The 14,680-nt window shown below is 45.5% G+C and carries 13 protein-coding genes and 3 tRNA genes; 11 read left to right on the top strand and 5 right to left on the bottom strand.

Annotated elements, in window-relative coordinates; all coding sequences use genetic code 11:
- Positions 1-178 precede the first annotated feature (178 nt).
- Complete coding sequence (locus tag GY634_RS00080; protein WP_166406556.1) at positions 179-577, top strand: SMI1/KNR4 family protein; 399 nt, start codon at positions 179-181, stop codon at positions 575-577.
- Positions 578-592: 15 nt separating this feature from the next.
- Here GY634_RS00080 and GY634_RS00075 read toward each other — a convergent pair whose 3' ends face one another.
- A complete protein-coding gene (locus tag GY634_RS00075; RefSeq protein WP_166406555.1) occupies positions 593-811 on the bottom strand; it encodes a hypothetical protein in 219 nt (72 codons plus the stop codon).
- A 496-nt stretch (positions 812-1,307) separates the two neighbouring features.
- On the opposite strand from GY634_RS00075, the gene GY634_RS00070 reads away from it, so the two are divergent.
- Complete coding sequence (locus tag GY634_RS00070; protein ID WP_166406554.1) at positions 1,308-1,850, top strand: DUF924 family protein; 543 nt, start codon at positions 1,308-1,310, stop codon at positions 1,848-1,850.
- Here GY634_RS00070 and GY634_RS00065 read toward each other — a convergent pair.
- From GY634_RS00065 to GY634_RS00050, 4 genes are all read right to left on the bottom strand, one after another.
- Positions 1,840-3,252 carry an MFS transporter gene (locus GY634_RS00065; protein ID WP_423227282.1) on the bottom strand — a complete coding sequence of 471 codons (1,413 nt, stop codon included), beginning with the start codon at positions 3,250-3,252 and terminating at the stop codon, positions 1,840-1,842. The two genes, GY634_RS00070 and GY634_RS00065, sit on opposite strands and share 11 nt — an antisense overlap.
- A complete protein-coding gene (asd, locus tag GY634_RS00060) occupies positions 3,252-4,106 on the bottom strand; it encodes an archaetidylserine decarboxylase (RefSeq protein ID WP_166406552.1) in 855 nt (284 codons plus the stop codon). Before asd ends, GY634_RS00065 begins: the two co-directional genes overlap by 1 nt.
- 52 nt (positions 4,107-4,158) lie before the next feature.
- On the bottom strand, positions 4,159-5,529 hold the full coding sequence (locus tag GY634_RS00055) for a diguanylate cyclase (RefSeq protein ID WP_166406551.1): 1,371 nt from the start codon (positions 5,527-5,529) through the stop codon (positions 4,159-4,161).
- Positions 5,530-6,360: 831 nt separating this feature from the next.
- Positions 6,361-7,530 (bottom strand): methionine aminotransferase, encoded by a 1,170-nt coding sequence (locus tag GY634_RS00050; protein ID WP_166406550.1) that lies wholly within the window; start codon positions 7,528-7,530, stop codon positions 6,361-6,363.
- Between the two features lie 298 nt (positions 7,531-7,828).
- On the opposite strand from GY634_RS00050, the gene mnmG reads away from it, so the two are divergent.
- From mnmG to GY634_RS00005, 9 genes are all read left to right on the top strand, one after another.
- The gene (mnmG, locus tag GY634_RS00045) at positions 7,829-9,748 is read left to right on the top strand and encodes a tRNA uridine-5-carboxymethylaminomethyl(34) synthesis enzyme MnmG (protein ID WP_166406549.1); all 1,920 of its coding nucleotides are present in this window, start codon (positions 7,829-7,831) and stop codon (positions 9,746-9,748) included.
- 9 nt (positions 9,749-9,757) lie between these two features.
- A complete protein-coding gene (gene rsmG / locus GY634_RS00040) occupies positions 9,758-10,417 on the top strand; it encodes a 16S rRNA (guanine(527)-N(7))-methyltransferase RsmG (protein WP_166406548.1) in 660 nt (219 codons plus the stop codon).
- Between the two features lie 2 nt (positions 10,418-10,419).
- Positions 10,420-11,232 (top strand): ParA family protein, encoded by an 813-nt coding sequence (locus GY634_RS00035; RefSeq protein WP_166406547.1) that lies wholly within the window; start codon positions 10,420-10,422, stop codon positions 11,230-11,232.
- Positions 11,233-11,265: 33 nt separating this feature from the next.
- Positions 11,266-12,189, top strand: a complete 924-nt coding sequence (locus GY634_RS00030; RefSeq protein ID WP_166406546.1) for a ParB/RepB/Spo0J family partition protein — start codon at positions 11,266-11,268, stop codon at positions 12,187-12,189.
- Between the two features lie 81 nt (positions 12,190-12,270).
- On the top strand, positions 12,271-13,596 hold the full coding sequence (locus GY634_RS00025; protein ID WP_166406545.1) for a short-chain fatty acid transporter: 1,326 nt from the start codon (positions 12,271-12,273) through the stop codon (positions 13,594-13,596).
- Between the two features lie 173 nt (positions 13,597-13,769).
- Positions 13,770-13,855, top strand: a tRNA-Tyr gene (locus tag GY634_RS00020).
- A gap of 51 nt (positions 13,856-13,906) precedes the next feature.
- Positions 13,907-13,980 (top strand) — tRNA-Gly (locus GY634_RS00015).
- Positions 13,981-14,008: 28 nt separating this feature from the next.
- Positions 14,009-14,083: transfer RNA gene (locus tag GY634_RS00010), tRNA-Thr, on the top strand.
- A 48-nt stretch (positions 14,084-14,131) separates the two neighbouring features.
- Positions 14,132-14,680: GTP-binding protein (locus tag GY634_RS00005; protein ID WP_166406544.1), on the top strand; the 549-nt coding region annotated here is incomplete at its 3' end.

Below are 14,680 nucleotides of genomic sequence, written 5' to 3'. Positions count from 1 at the left end.
AAGATCACAGGGTACAGAGTACCTCGAAATATACAAATAGATACATAAGTATATGAACCCAAGCAAAGTCAACAACTTACACCAAACACCTTTAAAGCCCAATAGATACAATAGGCTTAACATTTCTGCTCTGCATCGGAAAATAACCCTTTCCCCTTTAGTTACTTAAGAGCCTTACATGCTAAGTGAACAGTATCTGTGCGAGCATTACTCCGTAAACCCGCCCGCCTTGCTAGAACAAATACAGGTTGCCCAGTCGCAATCCACCATTCGCTTTCCACAAGCCTATGTAGATCTGCTTTTGATCAGCAATGGCTTAAGCTCGGATGGCTGCTTAGCCTTGCACGGCATTGATGCTCTGCCTCAACGCAATGCTGACTATGAAGTCGCTGAGTACCTACCAGATTATTTTATGATCGGCGATGACAGCGGTGGCCAAGCCATAGTGATCAATGAAAGCGGTGAAATCTTTGAAGTGGGCATGGGTGTTATGAGCCAAGATGCTCTAGAAAAATCGGCCGACTCTATTGCTGACTTGCTCATTAATCACCAAGGCTTAACTCTAGGCGAACGCTAAAACCCGCATTCGCAACTACTCGCGTTCTTTACGCATCCTCCGCAACACAGCACTTGCTAACATCAATGCGCCCCCGGTGCCATACAGCGGAAACCACCGCGCCCACCAATTGGTAGAAAACCAGGCTTCGCTCTGGCCCGCAGCGGCTGTAGCATTGTTGTAGATATTTAGGCCGAATGTGACCACAACTAAAATCAGGCCAATAACAAGCAATTGATTAGAAACTTTAGACATGCTGGTGGTGTGCTTCATCAAGAAAGTAGGGGGCGCATGCATGGTATATAACTGCGCCATCGCCCCTAACAATACAACAGCAAGCCCACCTTATTACAGACCAAAAGATATCTTTTTATATTTATCTTCGGTCTATGTAACGCTTTGTCTAAATTTCGGCGAATTTCAACGAAATTCCTACACAGCTGTTTCCTAGGTGAAAATCATCTTGTCTAAGCGTATCACCCCACAACTACTGTTACACCTAGCAAACACATGCTGTAGTGCATAATGAGATAGCTTCTAAGGTTGAGGGGGGAGCTAAGCTATTAAAGACATTCAAGTTATTTACATATAGTTTAAGCTTCAAAATTTTCGCCACCACATTATGACAGTAATGTTCACTACTCAACTAATAAGCGAAGATCAGGCCTATAACATAGTTTTTCAGCTTGTAAATACCCAAAATCAGGTAGTGTGCTAGGATTTATTATGTCAACCCATTCAGGAGAACCCTATGTCCGCCATTGCTCATGATGATGTTCTGGCATTTTGGTCGGAAAACAAAGACTTCTGGTTTAATAAAAGTACAGAGTTTGACCAAGAGTTTCATCATCATTGCCAAGCATTGCACTGGCAAGCTGCACGTCGCGAGTTAGAAAGTTGGATTCAATATGAAGACAGCGGTTTAGCTCTACTCATTTTGCTGGATCAATTTCCACGCAACTGCTTTAGACAAAGTGGCCATATGTATGCCACCGATAGTTTAGCGCGTCACTATGCTCGATTACTGGTAGACCGAAAAGGCGACCTTACCTTGCCACAAGAGCTACGAGTGTTTTGTTATCTGCCTTTTACGCACTCAGAAAACCTAGAAGACCAGGATCTAGCCGTACGCCTAAATGAACGAGGAAAAACAGGCGAAGGGTTGAAGTTTGCTCACCACCACCGTGAGATTGTTCAACGCTTTGGCCGTTTTCCCCATCGTAATGAGATCTTAGGCAGAGAATCCACCCCCGAAGAACTGGCATACATCGCCGAGGGTGGTTTTAGCGGCTAACGGAGTTTTTGGCTAAACCTTTGTAAATCAACCATACCGTTAGCAAAGGGCCAATACTTAAGACGCTAAACAGTACTACGGATGCCTGGCGTGCTCCTTCAAAGCCGCCAGGTTCCACAAACCCCGCCAAATTCGTCAACATGCCGGCAAATGCGCCCCCTAAGGCCAAGGCATACAACTGCACGGTAATAATGGCTGACGACGCAATGTTTTCTTGCCCCTTTGGTGCGGCTTGGTACACACGTGTTAACACATGAGGCCAACACACCCCTATACCGCCTCCCACAGCCATTAAGGGAATTAACAGGAAGTATATGCTGCTGCCTGTGCCAAAACTTAACGGCATCATCACAGCCAGCCCCAACAAACCACAACCCGACACTAAGGGACCAAATTGCACATAACGCTGTGTAGTAGTGTCCGAACGTCCTGCACTTACAAATGAGCCTGCCGTCCATCCAAAGGATAAAGACGCCATAAAGTACCCTGCAATCAGTGGGCTTTGATGATGTATGGTCTGCAAAAAGTAGGGGATAAAAACCTCTACCGTAATGGCTAGGCTTAGCAACGCAATACAGCCGTACAGAACAGCCAGTAGGCCTCCCCACTGGTATGTTCCACGTGGAAGTAGGTTGGCATCACTATGACGGTCTGCACGGCCTGTTAAGACGCTTAGTATCACAGCAAGTAGCAAACCGCCTGCATTCACCACCCAATTCACCGACAGACTCGCCCACGATACGCACAATACTGATACGGCTAACACCAATAATTTGCCCATAGGGACTTTTATTTTTTGGCTATCCTGTGACTTACCCGCTTCTATCTGTGTACAAACCAAGAACAACAAAAGAGCAATAACGGGAATAACAGACCAAAATGCCAAACGCCAATGGCCACTTTCTGCAAAAATGCCGCCAATGGTTGGACCTATCAGCGTAGATACCCCCCACATGCTGGATACCAGCACCATCGCCCTAGGCCACAGTACCTCAGGAAACACTAGCCGCACGGCCGAATAACACAACCCCAGTAAAAAGCCTCCGCCCAACCCTTGCACGGTGCGGCCCATTAACATGGCAGGCATGGAAAATGCCAATGCACAGGCAATAGTCCCCACCATAAATACCGCCATCGCCACCACAAACGCATGGCGCAACCCTACCGACTGCAGCAGCTTGGGGGAAAGGGCAGAACCAATAATGGAGGCCATCACAAATAATGTCATGTTCCACGCGTAGTACGACAAACCACCAATATCAGCCACTACCGACGGCAGAATCGTTGTCACTAAATACACATTAATGGCGTGCAGTGCTACGCCGCCAGCTAAGGCTACCGAGCGCAAGCCATTGCGCCCCCGTAACAACGCGGCCCATGAATTTTGTTCGATACTCATTATTACTCGGTATGCAGTGCTGAGCCCATGCGTTGGCCCATGCAGATTTTTCCAGCAGCAAGCCAGTCAGCGTCAAACTGGTAGGTGTTTTCAGGAAACAGCAATACCACTGTAGAGCCCAACAAAAAGCGCCCCATCTCTTCGCCTTGCTGCAACACGATTTCTTGATCGTCATATTGCCAGTGCGTCACTTCGCCATAACGTGGCGGGTTCACTTGACCATGCCAAACAGTGCTCATACTGCCCACAATGGTGGCACCTACTAACACCAGAACAAATGGTCCGCGATCAGAATCAAACAAACACACAACGCGCTCATTGCGTGCAAACAAACCCGGAACATTCCGTGCTGTGAGTGGATTCACCGAAAATAAGTCCCCTGGCACATACGTCATTTGACGTAAGCGCCCCGCACAAGGCATATGTATACGGTGATAGTCTTTGGGGCTTAAATACAGCGTAGCAAAAAGCCCATTTTCAAATACCTTAGCTAATGCGGCATCGCCAGCCAACAAGGTTTGGGCGGAATAATCATGCCCTTTTGCTTGAAAAATTTGTTGTACCTGTATTTTGCCCAATTGGCTGATAGCACCATCAACAGGGCTCACTAAGGCAGCATCCGCTATAGGGCGTGCACCGTCTTTTAGCTCTCGCGTAAAAAACTCATTAAAGGTGCTATACGCCGCCGCATTCGGCTCGCGCGCCTCGTTCATATCTACGTGATAACGTTTAATAAACCACTCAATAGCACGTGTGGTTAAGTTTCCACCCGCATGAGCCGCTAACTTACCCACAGCCTGTGTGAGCAAACGCTTAGGCAATAAATACTGTAGCCAAATGGCCAGACGTTCAGTCATGTTTATACACATTCAAAAGAGTAGGACAGAAAAGATGTCCACAACGTATAGCTTAGCTTACTAGCTCTATACGATTACGCCCGGCATGCTTAGCTTGATACAAGGCTTTATCCACACGCCTAAGCGTAGGAGTATAGTCGGGATGACCATCGTATAACGCTAAACCCATACTGGCTGTCAGGTGCAGTTCGTGCCCAAAGGGCAATACAAATTTTTCTCGCTGCACGCGTTCACTTATTTTTTTTGCAATACGTAATGCGGTATCAGCATTAACGTCTACCAACAACACTAAGAACTCTTCCCCACCTAAGCGGAAAATATAGTCCCCAGCTCGGCACTGTGCATTTAATAATTCAGCAAATTGACGCAATACTGCGTCACCAGACTCATGCCCATGCTCGTCATTTACCCGTTTAAAATGGTCCAAGTCTATGGATAACAAGGCAAATTTCACGCCACGACGTCGAGAATAGGCCACTTCTCGGCCTAAAACTACTGGCAAATACTTACGGCCTAATAGTTTGGTTAAGGTATCGCGTCCAGCTTCTACCTCATTTTGCTGTTCAAACAGCAAATCCATACTCAACAAAATCAACCGTGTCTGTGTACGTAACTCACGCAACACTTCAAGCTGGTTTTCTGCATTTGCTTGTGTAAAACCAGGAAGCACATCCCTATCTATGTGCTCCATCGTCTGCTGAATCACCTCAGTTTCTTTCAAATTCTCAAAGGCATGAGCCCCTTTGTGAAGAAACCATAGCCCAAACTCTGAACTACTGACGGTGGATAACTGTTTTGCAAACACACCTGTGGCTAACTCAAACATCAGGTTGTTTTCCCAGTCCAGTAAAGCCGCACGTTGTCGTCCACGTTCTGCCGCAGAGTTATGCACAGCCGCAAAAACCCTATAAGACTCTTCTGCTCTGGATCTTCTATCGTAGGATGCCGCATAGGCACGGCTCATGAACTCGATAGCAATATCGATAGACTCAGCAATAAAGTGCTGCGCAGCCATTTTGTCTATCAACTCTAAACGGGGCTCATCTTGAACAATTTCAAAAAATCGCTCTTTGAGCAACCTCGCACCACTAAGCACCAAATACAGCGGCAAATCGATACGAGCATGAACATCGCCCACTTGGCGTTGTAGCTCAACTAATGCCACAAAATCATCTTCCGGTGTGACCGAAAAAAGTTCGCACAACCACTTTTGTAGAGAACGAGACAGCCTTTTCTGCACTTCATCGTGACTGAGAAAAACGTTAGCTGCCTCGTCGTTCAACAAACGAGCATAAAAGTACGACGCCAAAAGCTCATTATGACGGTTCGCCGCTTCTTCCACATAGCTGCGTATGTGTTCTGGAATTTTTTTTAGGGCTTTTTGCCAGTCAGAGGCAAGACGGTAGACCGCAACATTAGACATGCTAAGACAACATCAAATAAGAAAAACTGCTGGTATGCAGCGAGTATATCTTGCACATGTTGATCTCAACAATGTCCTTGCCAGCCCCCAGAAAGACTAGTGCTGTGGACAGCTACAGGGGGAGCGCTTGTGGATAAGTTGTGGAGTGAAAAGGCTTAACTTGCGTACAAAACTTATACACAAAAATTATCCAGAATCCATCCTCAACTAAACAATCAGCCATCAACAAGCAAAAATATAGGTGAAAGCCTTGTGAATATTAGCCTTCAACGAATTGTACCACTTATCCACAGACACCCATTATTAATTATCTATAGATATATATGATAGTTAACAACATCAATAAAAAAAGAGTGGGTGAATTTTTTTGTTCAGCATACTTTTGACAACAGTTTTGCAAAACGGATTTTCTTGAAAACCTAACGTTGTTTTAGATACACGTGACTGTAAACTTTTTTTCTGTGGATAAGTCCTAGAGACAGACTATGAGGATTTGTTGTGGATGGTTTTTGGATAACCTAACACTTTGTTCAATTTCTTATTTTTATGCCCAATCTGTACACCTAGATTTTTATAGTTTTGCCTGTGATGTAAAACTCTTCTAAACCGCATGAAATAAAGGCTGTACAGAGTTATCCTAGTTATCCACACCCCTTATACTTACTACCAAAAATATATAAATAGTAGTGAATAACTACTAACCATCTGCTCTTTTTACACAGGCTCTACATGCCTTGTCTTTTGCTATCTGCTTCCTTACACTTGAAGCCTGTGCATAAAAAAGCCCCTACCAAAAACTGGATAGGGGCATGTGAAGAAACTGTGAAAGGATTATTTTTTTGGTAAACGCTCTATCGCTGAAGCTAAGGTCTGTTCTTGTTTTGCAAAACAAAACCGAATCAAATGTTGGTTGGCTTCTTTAGATTCTGGATTTCTATAAAAGGCTGAAACGGGAATAACACCTACACCGTATTCTGTTGTTAACCACTTGCTGAACGCTAACTCGGATTTATCTGACCAACCTTTGTACGAAGCCAGTAAAAAGAACGTACCTTCGCTTTTATAGGGGGTAAATGGTGTGTCACGTAACCCTTGAAATAATTGATCACGTTTTTGCTGGTAGAACTCAGGTAACCCCAAATACGTGTTCGGGTCTTTCATGTAAACAGCTAACCCTACCTGCAAAGGCGTAGGAACTGAAAACACAGAGAATTGATGCACTTTTTGTATTTCAGTCGTAAGTTCAGGGGCAGCTAAGCAGTAACCAACTTTCCAACCTGTAGCACTAAATGTCTTACCAAACGAAGAAACAATAATTGAGTTTTTCTTCAATGATGGTCTTGTCGCCATACTTAAATGTTTGGCACCATCAAATACTAGGTGCTCATACACCTCATCTGACAAAATCAAAATATTCCATGTAGCGACGATTTTTTCTAACGCGTCTAAATCTTCAGATGTCAGAATTGCACCAGTAGGGTTGTGCGGCGTATTAATAAGCAACATACGTGTTTTAGGCGTAATGGCTTTTTCTACTTTATCCCAATCAATACTAAAACTTTGATCTGGTGTACTAGGGGCTTCCATGGAAACAGGAACTGCCACACCTCCCGCCAATTTAATAACGGGTAAGTACAAGTCATAGAATGGTTCGATAACAATAACTTCATCACCTGGATGAACAAAAGCCAAGATACTGCTCATCAATGCTTCACTCGCACCACTGGTAACGGTGATTTCAGTATTGAGGTCATACTCAGCGCCATAGAGCAGTTGGGTTTTTTCTTGGATAGCTTTTTTCAATAACGGATGCCCACTCATGGGTGAGTATTGGTTATAGCCTTGAAGCATGGCTTCATACACAGCATCCAATAATGCTTTATCTGTATTGAAATCTGGAAAGCCCTGTCCTAGGTTAATAGCTTGATGTTCAGTAGCGAGCTGACTCATTACTGTAAAAATGGTCACTCCCACATCGGGAAGCTTAGAGACAATATTCATTGGTTATATGCTAGAAAATTTATTATCGAAATCTTACGTGATCTGATGTCCACACATTGTTATAACTATATGCGCTAATCCTTAGCATTCTCGCTGAGAGGAAAGGGTTTGTGTGCAAACAACAGCTTTATGGCCTCTGATGTTTCACGTGGAACATAAAACTCAAAAATGTTCCACGTGAAACACTGTGGTAGAAGTAGGCACAATTTAAAGATACTGCAAGTAAAACTGGTTTTGAAACAAAATAAGTAATTCGCAGTCGTATAATGACCTTTTACGTTTTTTTGTAGATACAAAAATGATTTATCCAGACGAATTTGATGTGATCGTCGTTGGTGGTGGCCACGCTGGAACAGAAGCTGCTTTGGCTGCTGCCAGGATGGGAGCTTCTACACTCTTACTCACACACAATATGGACACCCTAGGTCAGATGTCTTGCAACCCATCTATTGGTGGGATTGGTAAAGGGCATTTGGTGAAAGAGGTAGATGCTCTGGGCGGAGCAATGGCGTTAGCAACAGATAAAGCTGGTATCCAGTTTAGAACTCTGAATCAGTCTAAGGGGCCAGCAGTTAGAGCTACGCGTGCGCAAGCCGATCGTTCTTTGTATAGGGCTGCTATTCGCCAAATGGTGCAGCATCAAAAAAATCTGATGGTGTTCCAACAGCCTGTGGATGACTTAATCCTTGAAGGGGATAAAGTTGTAGGAGCTATTACCCAGATTGGGGTGCGCTTTAAATCCAAAGCGGTAGTCTTAACGGCAGGCACTTTCCTGAACGGCCGTATACACGTAGGCTTGGAAAACTATTCTGGTGGTAGGGCAGGGGATCCTCCAGCCATTACTTTAGCGGAACGACTAAAAGAACTAAAACTTCCACAAGGCCGGTTGAAAACAGGCACGCCTCCACGTATAGATGCAACCACCATTAACTTCTCCCAGCTTGAGGAGCAGCATGGTGACAGTAATCCTGTTCCGGTGTTTTCCTTTATGGGAAATGCCAGCATGCATCCTAAACAATTGCCGTGCTGGATTACACATACAAATGCACAGACTCACGATATTATTCGATCGGGTCTGGATCGTTCCCCTATGTATAGTCCAGAAGGAACGATTGAGGGGGTAGGTCCTAGGTACTGTCCTTCCATTGAAGATAAAATCCACAAGTTTGCAGACAAGTCTAGTCATCAGGTTTTTTTAGAACCCGAAGGGCTTACAAGTACAGAAATTTATCCAAACGGGATTTCTACAAGTTTGCCTTTTGATATCCAGCTGGGAATTGTCCACAGTCTTCCTGGTTTAGAAAATGCACGGATTATGCGCCCTGGTTATGCCATTGAGTATGACTACTTTGACCCTCGTGCTTTGAAACCTAGTTTAGAAACCAAGGCGATCCGTGGTCTGTTTTTTGCTGGGCAAATCAACGGTACCACCGGTTACGAAGAGGCGGCAGCGCAAGGCTTGTTGGCAGCGCTAAATGCAGTCCAATTAATTCGTGGTTTAGAAAGTTGGACACCGCAGCGTAGTGATGCCTATATAGGTGTGCTGGTAGATGACCTGATTACTCGCGGTGTTACCGAACCGTACCGTATGTTCACCTCTAGGGCAGAATACCGTCTTAGCTTGCGTGAAGATAATGCCGATCAGCGTTTAACCGAAATTGGTAGAAAACTAGGTTTGGTAGACGACGTGCGTTGGGATGCCTTTAACCGTAAGCGAGATGCGTTGGCTCAAGAAATTGAGCGCTTGCGTGGAACGTGGGTGAATCCTCGACTTGTTTCACGTGAAACATTGAGTGCTGTTTTAGGACAAGGAATAGAGCGTGAGTACAGTTACTACGATCTACTGAAACGTCCTCAAGTAAGTTATGACGCGCTATTGAATTTGGTGAATGTAGAGCAAGAGCGTATCTTGGCTGATAATCCCGATCTAGATGAAACGTTACGTCATCAGGTAGAGATCGAAGTGAAGTATGCCGGTTACGTGACTAGACAGAAAACCGAAATAGAAAGACAGGCAGGATTTGAATCTCAGCCTATCCCCGAGGATATGGACTATAGTTTGGTCAAAGGCCTGTCCAACGAGGCATTGGCGAAATTCAACGCAGCTAAACCCACTACGGTAGGGCAGGCTAGCAGAATTTCAGGTATTACGCCTGCGGCGGTGTCTTTGTTATTGGTCTATCTGAAACGGCAAACTCTTGCCAAAAAACTTAAGTAAACATTCGTAATGGATTTCTCTCAAAGGCTACTTTCAGCTTGTAATGCGTTAGGTCTTGACCTAAATGAAGGGGAGCAAGAAAAACTGCTGCGCTATATTGCGCAATTACAGCGCTGGAATAAAACCTATAACTTGACTGCTTTGCGTGATCCAGAGCAGATGTTGATTCAGCATATTTTTGATAGTTTGTCGGTAGTGCCGGCATTAACCACCTATGCAGAGCAGCATCAAAAAAATACCTTACGTATTGTGGATGTAGGGGCAGGGGCTGGTTTACCTGGTGTGGTATTGGCGGTGGCTAATAACAACTGGAAAATCACCTGTGTAGATGCTGTGGAAAAGAAAATGGCTTTTGTACGCCAAATGTCTGCAGTGTTAGAGTTGCCCAACCTTACGGCTACCCATAGGCGTGTAGAAGTAGGGGATTGCTACGAGGCTGATGTGGTGATTTCTCGTGCTTTTGCTTCCTTGACTGATTTTGTCACATTGGCAGGTCGTCACGTGTCAGCTCAGGGTTGTATCATGGCAATGAAGGGAAAACAGCCGGAAGAGGAAATCAACCAATTGGAACAAGAAACCGATTGGGTGGTAGAGACAATAGAAGCGTTAGACGTTCCAGAGTTGGACGCCCAGCGATGTTTGGTATATTTAAAACGTAAAGGGTCTTGAGCATGTCTGTTGCTTCTGCCAAAAAAGATAAAGCCTCAGTCTTTTGTATTGCGAATCAAAAGGGTGGTGTAGGAAAAACAACGACAGCCATTAATCTGGCGGCAGCTTTGGCTGCCCTTAAGAAAAAAGTGTTGTTGATAGACTTGGACCCACAAGGTAACGCCACTATGGGCAGTGGCGTGGATAAAAATGCAGCCGAGATCAATATTTACCAAGTATTGATTGGTCAAAATAAGGTCTCTGAGGCAAAAAAACGTTCAGAATCAGGTGGTTACGATGTTTTGCCAGCCAACAGAGAGCTCTCTGGTGCCGAAATTGACTTAGTGCAGATGCAAGAGCGTGAGCAGCAACTGAAAAAGGCCTTAGAAGAGGCGTCTGACGAATACGATATTATTCTGATTGACTGTCCGCCTACCTTATCGCTGTTAACGCTAAATGGGCTGGTAAGCGCGCATGGCGTGATCATCCCTATGCAGTGTGAGTACTTTGCACTGGAAGGCCTCTCCGACCTTGTAAACACCATTAAACGGGTGTATCGCAATATCAACCCAGAGCTGCAGTTAATTGGCCTATTGCGTGTGATGTTTGATGCGCGCGTTACCTTGCAACAGCAAGTTTCAGCACAAATCGAAGAGCACTTTGGCGATAAGGTTTTTAAAACCGTTATTCCACGTAACGTTCGATTGGCCGAAGCGCCTAGCCACGGTATGCCTGGCACGGTCTACGACAAAAACTCCCGTGGTGCAAAAGCCTATGTGGAATTTGGTAAAGAGTTGGTAAAGCAGCTGAAGAAGAGTGCAAAAAGCGCTGCGTAATGAATAGATTGATAAAGAATAAAAGGATTCATCATGGCAACACGTAAGCCTAAAGGGCTAGGCAGAGGCCTGGATGCATTGTTAGGCGAAGATGCGAATGTGATTGGTAGCTTAGGCAAAGAAACCAGCACTGCACCGGGTTCTGAGTTGTATGTGAAAGAGTTGATTGCAGGTAAGTATCAGCCGCGTACACGTATGGACGAAGGCGCGCTAAATGAGCTGGCTGAATCCATTCGTACTCAAGGCATTATGCAACCCATTTTGGTTCGCCCCTTAAAAGGCAAACAAAAAGGGAAGTATGAAATTATTGCGGGTGAACGCCGTTTCCGCGCTGCACAATTGGCTGGTTTGGATAAGGTACCGGTACTCATACGTGAAGTGGCGGATGAAAATGCCGCCATCATGGCCCTTATCGAAAACATCCAACGTGAAGACCTTAACCCTCTGGAAGAGGCCCATGGGGTTAAACGCTTGCTGGATGAGTTCACCATGACGCATGAGCAAGCTGCACAAGCCATTGGTAGATCTCGTTCGGCGACGACCAACTTATTGCGTTTGTTGAATCTAGCAGAGCCGGTGCAAATTATGCTGTTGGCAGGCGATATAGACATGGGGCATGCCAGAAGTATTTTGGCTACCGATGCTGCTACGCAAATCATGTTGGCCAACGAGGTGATAGCAAAACGCTTGTCTGTTCGTGAAACCGAAAAGCTGGTAGCTAAAACCTTACGTGAAGCAGAAGAAAACGATAAAGATGCACGTGATTCTTCTTCATCACAGAAAAATGGCGATGTCCAACGTGTAGAGCGTCTGTTGTCTGAACATTTGGGCACCAAAGTGGTGCTGAAGGTTGGGGCAAAAAACAAAGGTCAGTTGCAAATTGCGTTTCACGATTGGGAACATTTAAATAGTTTGTTGGAAAAACAGGGTTTGCAAACTATTTTGGACCAAGCATAGCAGCGGACTAAGGGTTATTACTGATATTCAGAAAAGTGCATAAGGATTGAAATTCGCCCAATACTTTTTTGGAGTAGCCGAATGTTTAAATCCATTACGCGTTTTTCTGTAAGGCTGGTTGAGCGCTATTTACCTGACCCTTATATTTTCGTTGTAATTCTGACGTTAGTCGCGGGTGTCGCCGCCATGTGGAGTGAAAGTAAAACTCCCATGGAGGTGATTAATATCTGGGGGAATGGCTTTTGGGGCTTGTTGTCCTTCACCATGCAAATGCTATTGGTGTTGATGGCGGGCTATATGTTGGCCAGTACCCCAGCGGTAAAGAAAATATTGTCGGCATTAGCGTCTTTACCGCGTAGCCCTGGCTCGGCAATTATCCTAGTAACCTTTGTGGCGCTGACTGCCGACTGGATTAACTGGGGTTTTGGTTTGGTAGTGAGTGCGCTCTTTGCCAAAGAAATCGCCAAAAAAGTACGCGTTGATTACCGTTTGTTGGTAGCCAGTGCGTATTCCGGTTTTATCGTGTGGCATGGTGGCTTAGCGGGCTCTGTTCCCCTGACTATTGCAACAGAAGGCCACTTTCAGGCCGATAAAATAGGCATCATCGGCACTGGGGATACAATTTTCTCCACCTTTAACCTGTTAATTCTGTTGGCACTGTTTATTGTGGTGCCATTAGTAAACCGGTTAATGATGCCGTCTGAGGCTGAAAGCGTGTATATCTCGCCCGAGCTATTAGAAGCTGATGCGAAGGCGCAAGAAGAAGCGGCAAATGCTGCAGATAACCGTCCTGCTGCCAGACTGGAAAACAGCACCGTACTTGCTATGCTGATTGGTTTTTCTGGCTTGGCCTACTTGTTTAATTACTATGTGATTAAACAAGGTGGTTTGAACTTGAACGTGATTAACTTCACTTTCCTGTTCTTGGCCATTGTGCTGCATGGCAATGCACGTAACTTGCTGAACTCACTGAACGAAGCGGTAAAGGGTGGGGCAGGGATTATTATCCAGTTCCCCTTCTATGCAGGGATCATGGCCATTATGGTGGATTCAGGCTTAGCAAAAACACTGTCAGACTGGTTTGTTTCCTTTGCAACAGTAGACAGCTTACCGTTCTGGACATTCATGAGTGCAGGGCTGGTTAACATGTTTGTTCCGTCTGGTGGCGGGCAATGGGCCGTTCAAGCGCCTGTAGTGATTGCTAGCGCGCAAGCATTGGGTGCCGATATGCCACGTGTAGCCATGGCGGTGGCATGGGGTGATGCGTGGACTAACTTGTTGCAACCTTTCTGGGCGCTGCCTGTATTGGCGATTGCCGGTCTAAAAGCCAAAGATATTATGGGCTTTTGTTTAATACAGTTGTTTGTGACAGGCGTCATTATCTCGATTGGATTGACGTATTTCTAAGTCTTTCCAGTAAAAGGCGTACATTTTTAAGAAATGTGCGCCTTTTTTATTGACTTAGATTTTTAGGCAGTGCAAAATACAAAGCTTCGTATGTGGTGCCAATGGCTCAGCCCATTTCGTCTAGGGCTTGACTTACATTCTAAAGATGTCCATAATACGAAGTTCGCTTTATCGGTGGGATACCCAAGTGGCTAACGGGGGCAGACTGTAAATCTGTTGGCTTACGCCTACGTAGGTTCGAATCCTACTCCCACCACCAAATTCATATACAAAAGCAACAGGCTTTTGTATGGGTGTAGACGGATCACCTGCGGGTGTAGCTCAATGGTAGAGCAGAAGCCTTCCAAGCTTAAGACGAGGGTTCGATCCCCTTCACCCGCTCCAAGTTTATCGATACTACGATAAAAGAAGTGCCCATGTGGCTCAGGGGTAGAGCACTCCCTTGGTAAGGGAGAGGTCACGCGTTCGATTCGCGTCATGGGCACCACAATCATCTCATTATTCTCTGCATAATTATTCCCTTCAGGAGTCTGCCATGGCTAAAGGCAAGTTTGAACGGACTAAACCGCACGTTAACGTAGGTACTATTGGCCACGTTGACCACGGTAAAACCACTCTGACCGCAGCGATTTGCACGGTTTTGGCAAAAGCATTCGGCGGTGAAGCACGTGACTACGCGCAAATCGACGCTGCTCCTGAAGAGAAAGCTCGTGGTATTACCATCAGCACCTCTCACGTAGAATACGAAACACCTTCACGTCACTACGCACACGTAGACTGCCCAGGTCACGCTGACTACGTTAAAAACATGATTACTGGTGCAGCGCAGATGGACGGCGCGATTCTGGTAGTTTCCGCTGCTGACGGCCCAATGCCTCAGACACGTGAACACATCTTGTTGAGCCGTCAGGTTGGTGTACCTTACATCATCGTGTTCCTGAACAAAGCCGACATGGTTGACGACGAAGAGTTGTTGGAATTGGTAGAAATGGAAGTTCGCGAGCTGTTGTCGAACTACGATTTCCCAGGCGACGACACACCGATCGTTAAAGGTTCCGCTAAGCTGGCACTGGAAGGCGACGAA

Origin of the sequence: Paenalcaligenes suwonensis (genome assembly GCF_011290505.1) — a bacterium.
Classification (GTDB): domain Bacteria; phylum Pseudomonadota; class Gammaproteobacteria; order Burkholderiales; family Burkholderiaceae_B; genus Paenalcaligenes; species Paenalcaligenes suwonensis.
This window is presented reverse-complemented; position numbering and strand designations above follow the sequence as displayed.

Excerpts from the sequence above, each read along its gene's own strand:
- GY634_RS00080 (WP_166406556.1), top strand. The coding sequence starts at position 179 with ATGCTAAGTGAACAGTATCTGTGCGAGCATTACTCCGTAAACCCGCCC.
- GY634_RS00075 (WP_166406555.1), bottom strand. The coding sequence starts at position 811 with ATGTCTAAAGTTTCTAATCAATTGCTTGTTATTGGCCTGATTTTAGTT.
- GY634_RS00070 (WP_166406554.1), top strand. The coding sequence starts at position 1,308 with ATGTCCGCCATTGCTCATGATGATGTTCTGGCATTTTGGTCGGAAAAC.
- asd (WP_166406552.1), bottom strand. The coding sequence starts at position 4,106 with ATGACTGAACGTCTGGCCATTTGGCTACAGTATTTATTGCCTAAGCGT.
- GY634_RS00055 (WP_166406551.1), bottom strand. The coding sequence starts at position 5,529 with ATGTCTAATGTTGCGGTCTACCGTCTTGCCTCTGACTGGCAAAAAGCC.
- GY634_RS00050 (WP_166406550.1), bottom strand. The coding sequence starts at position 7,530 with ATGAATATTGTCTCTAAGCTTCCCGATGTGGGAGTGACCATTTTTACA.
- mnmG (WP_166406549.1), top strand. The coding sequence starts at position 7,829 with ATGATTTATCCAGACGAATTTGATGTGATCGTCGTTGGTGGTGGCCAC.
- rsmG (WP_166406548.1), top strand. The coding sequence starts at position 9,758 with ATGGATTTCTCTCAAAGGCTACTTTCAGCTTGTAATGCGTTAGGTCTT.
- GY634_RS00035 (WP_166406547.1), top strand. The coding sequence starts at position 10,420 with ATGTCTGTTGCTTCTGCCAAAAAAGATAAAGCCTCAGTCTTTTGTATT.
- GY634_RS00030 (WP_166406546.1), top strand. The coding sequence starts at position 11,266 with ATGGCAACACGTAAGCCTAAAGGGCTAGGCAGAGGCCTGGATGCATTG.
- GY634_RS00025 (WP_166406545.1), top strand. The coding sequence starts at position 12,271 with ATGTTTAAATCCATTACGCGTTTTTCTGTAAGGCTGGTTGAGCGCTAT.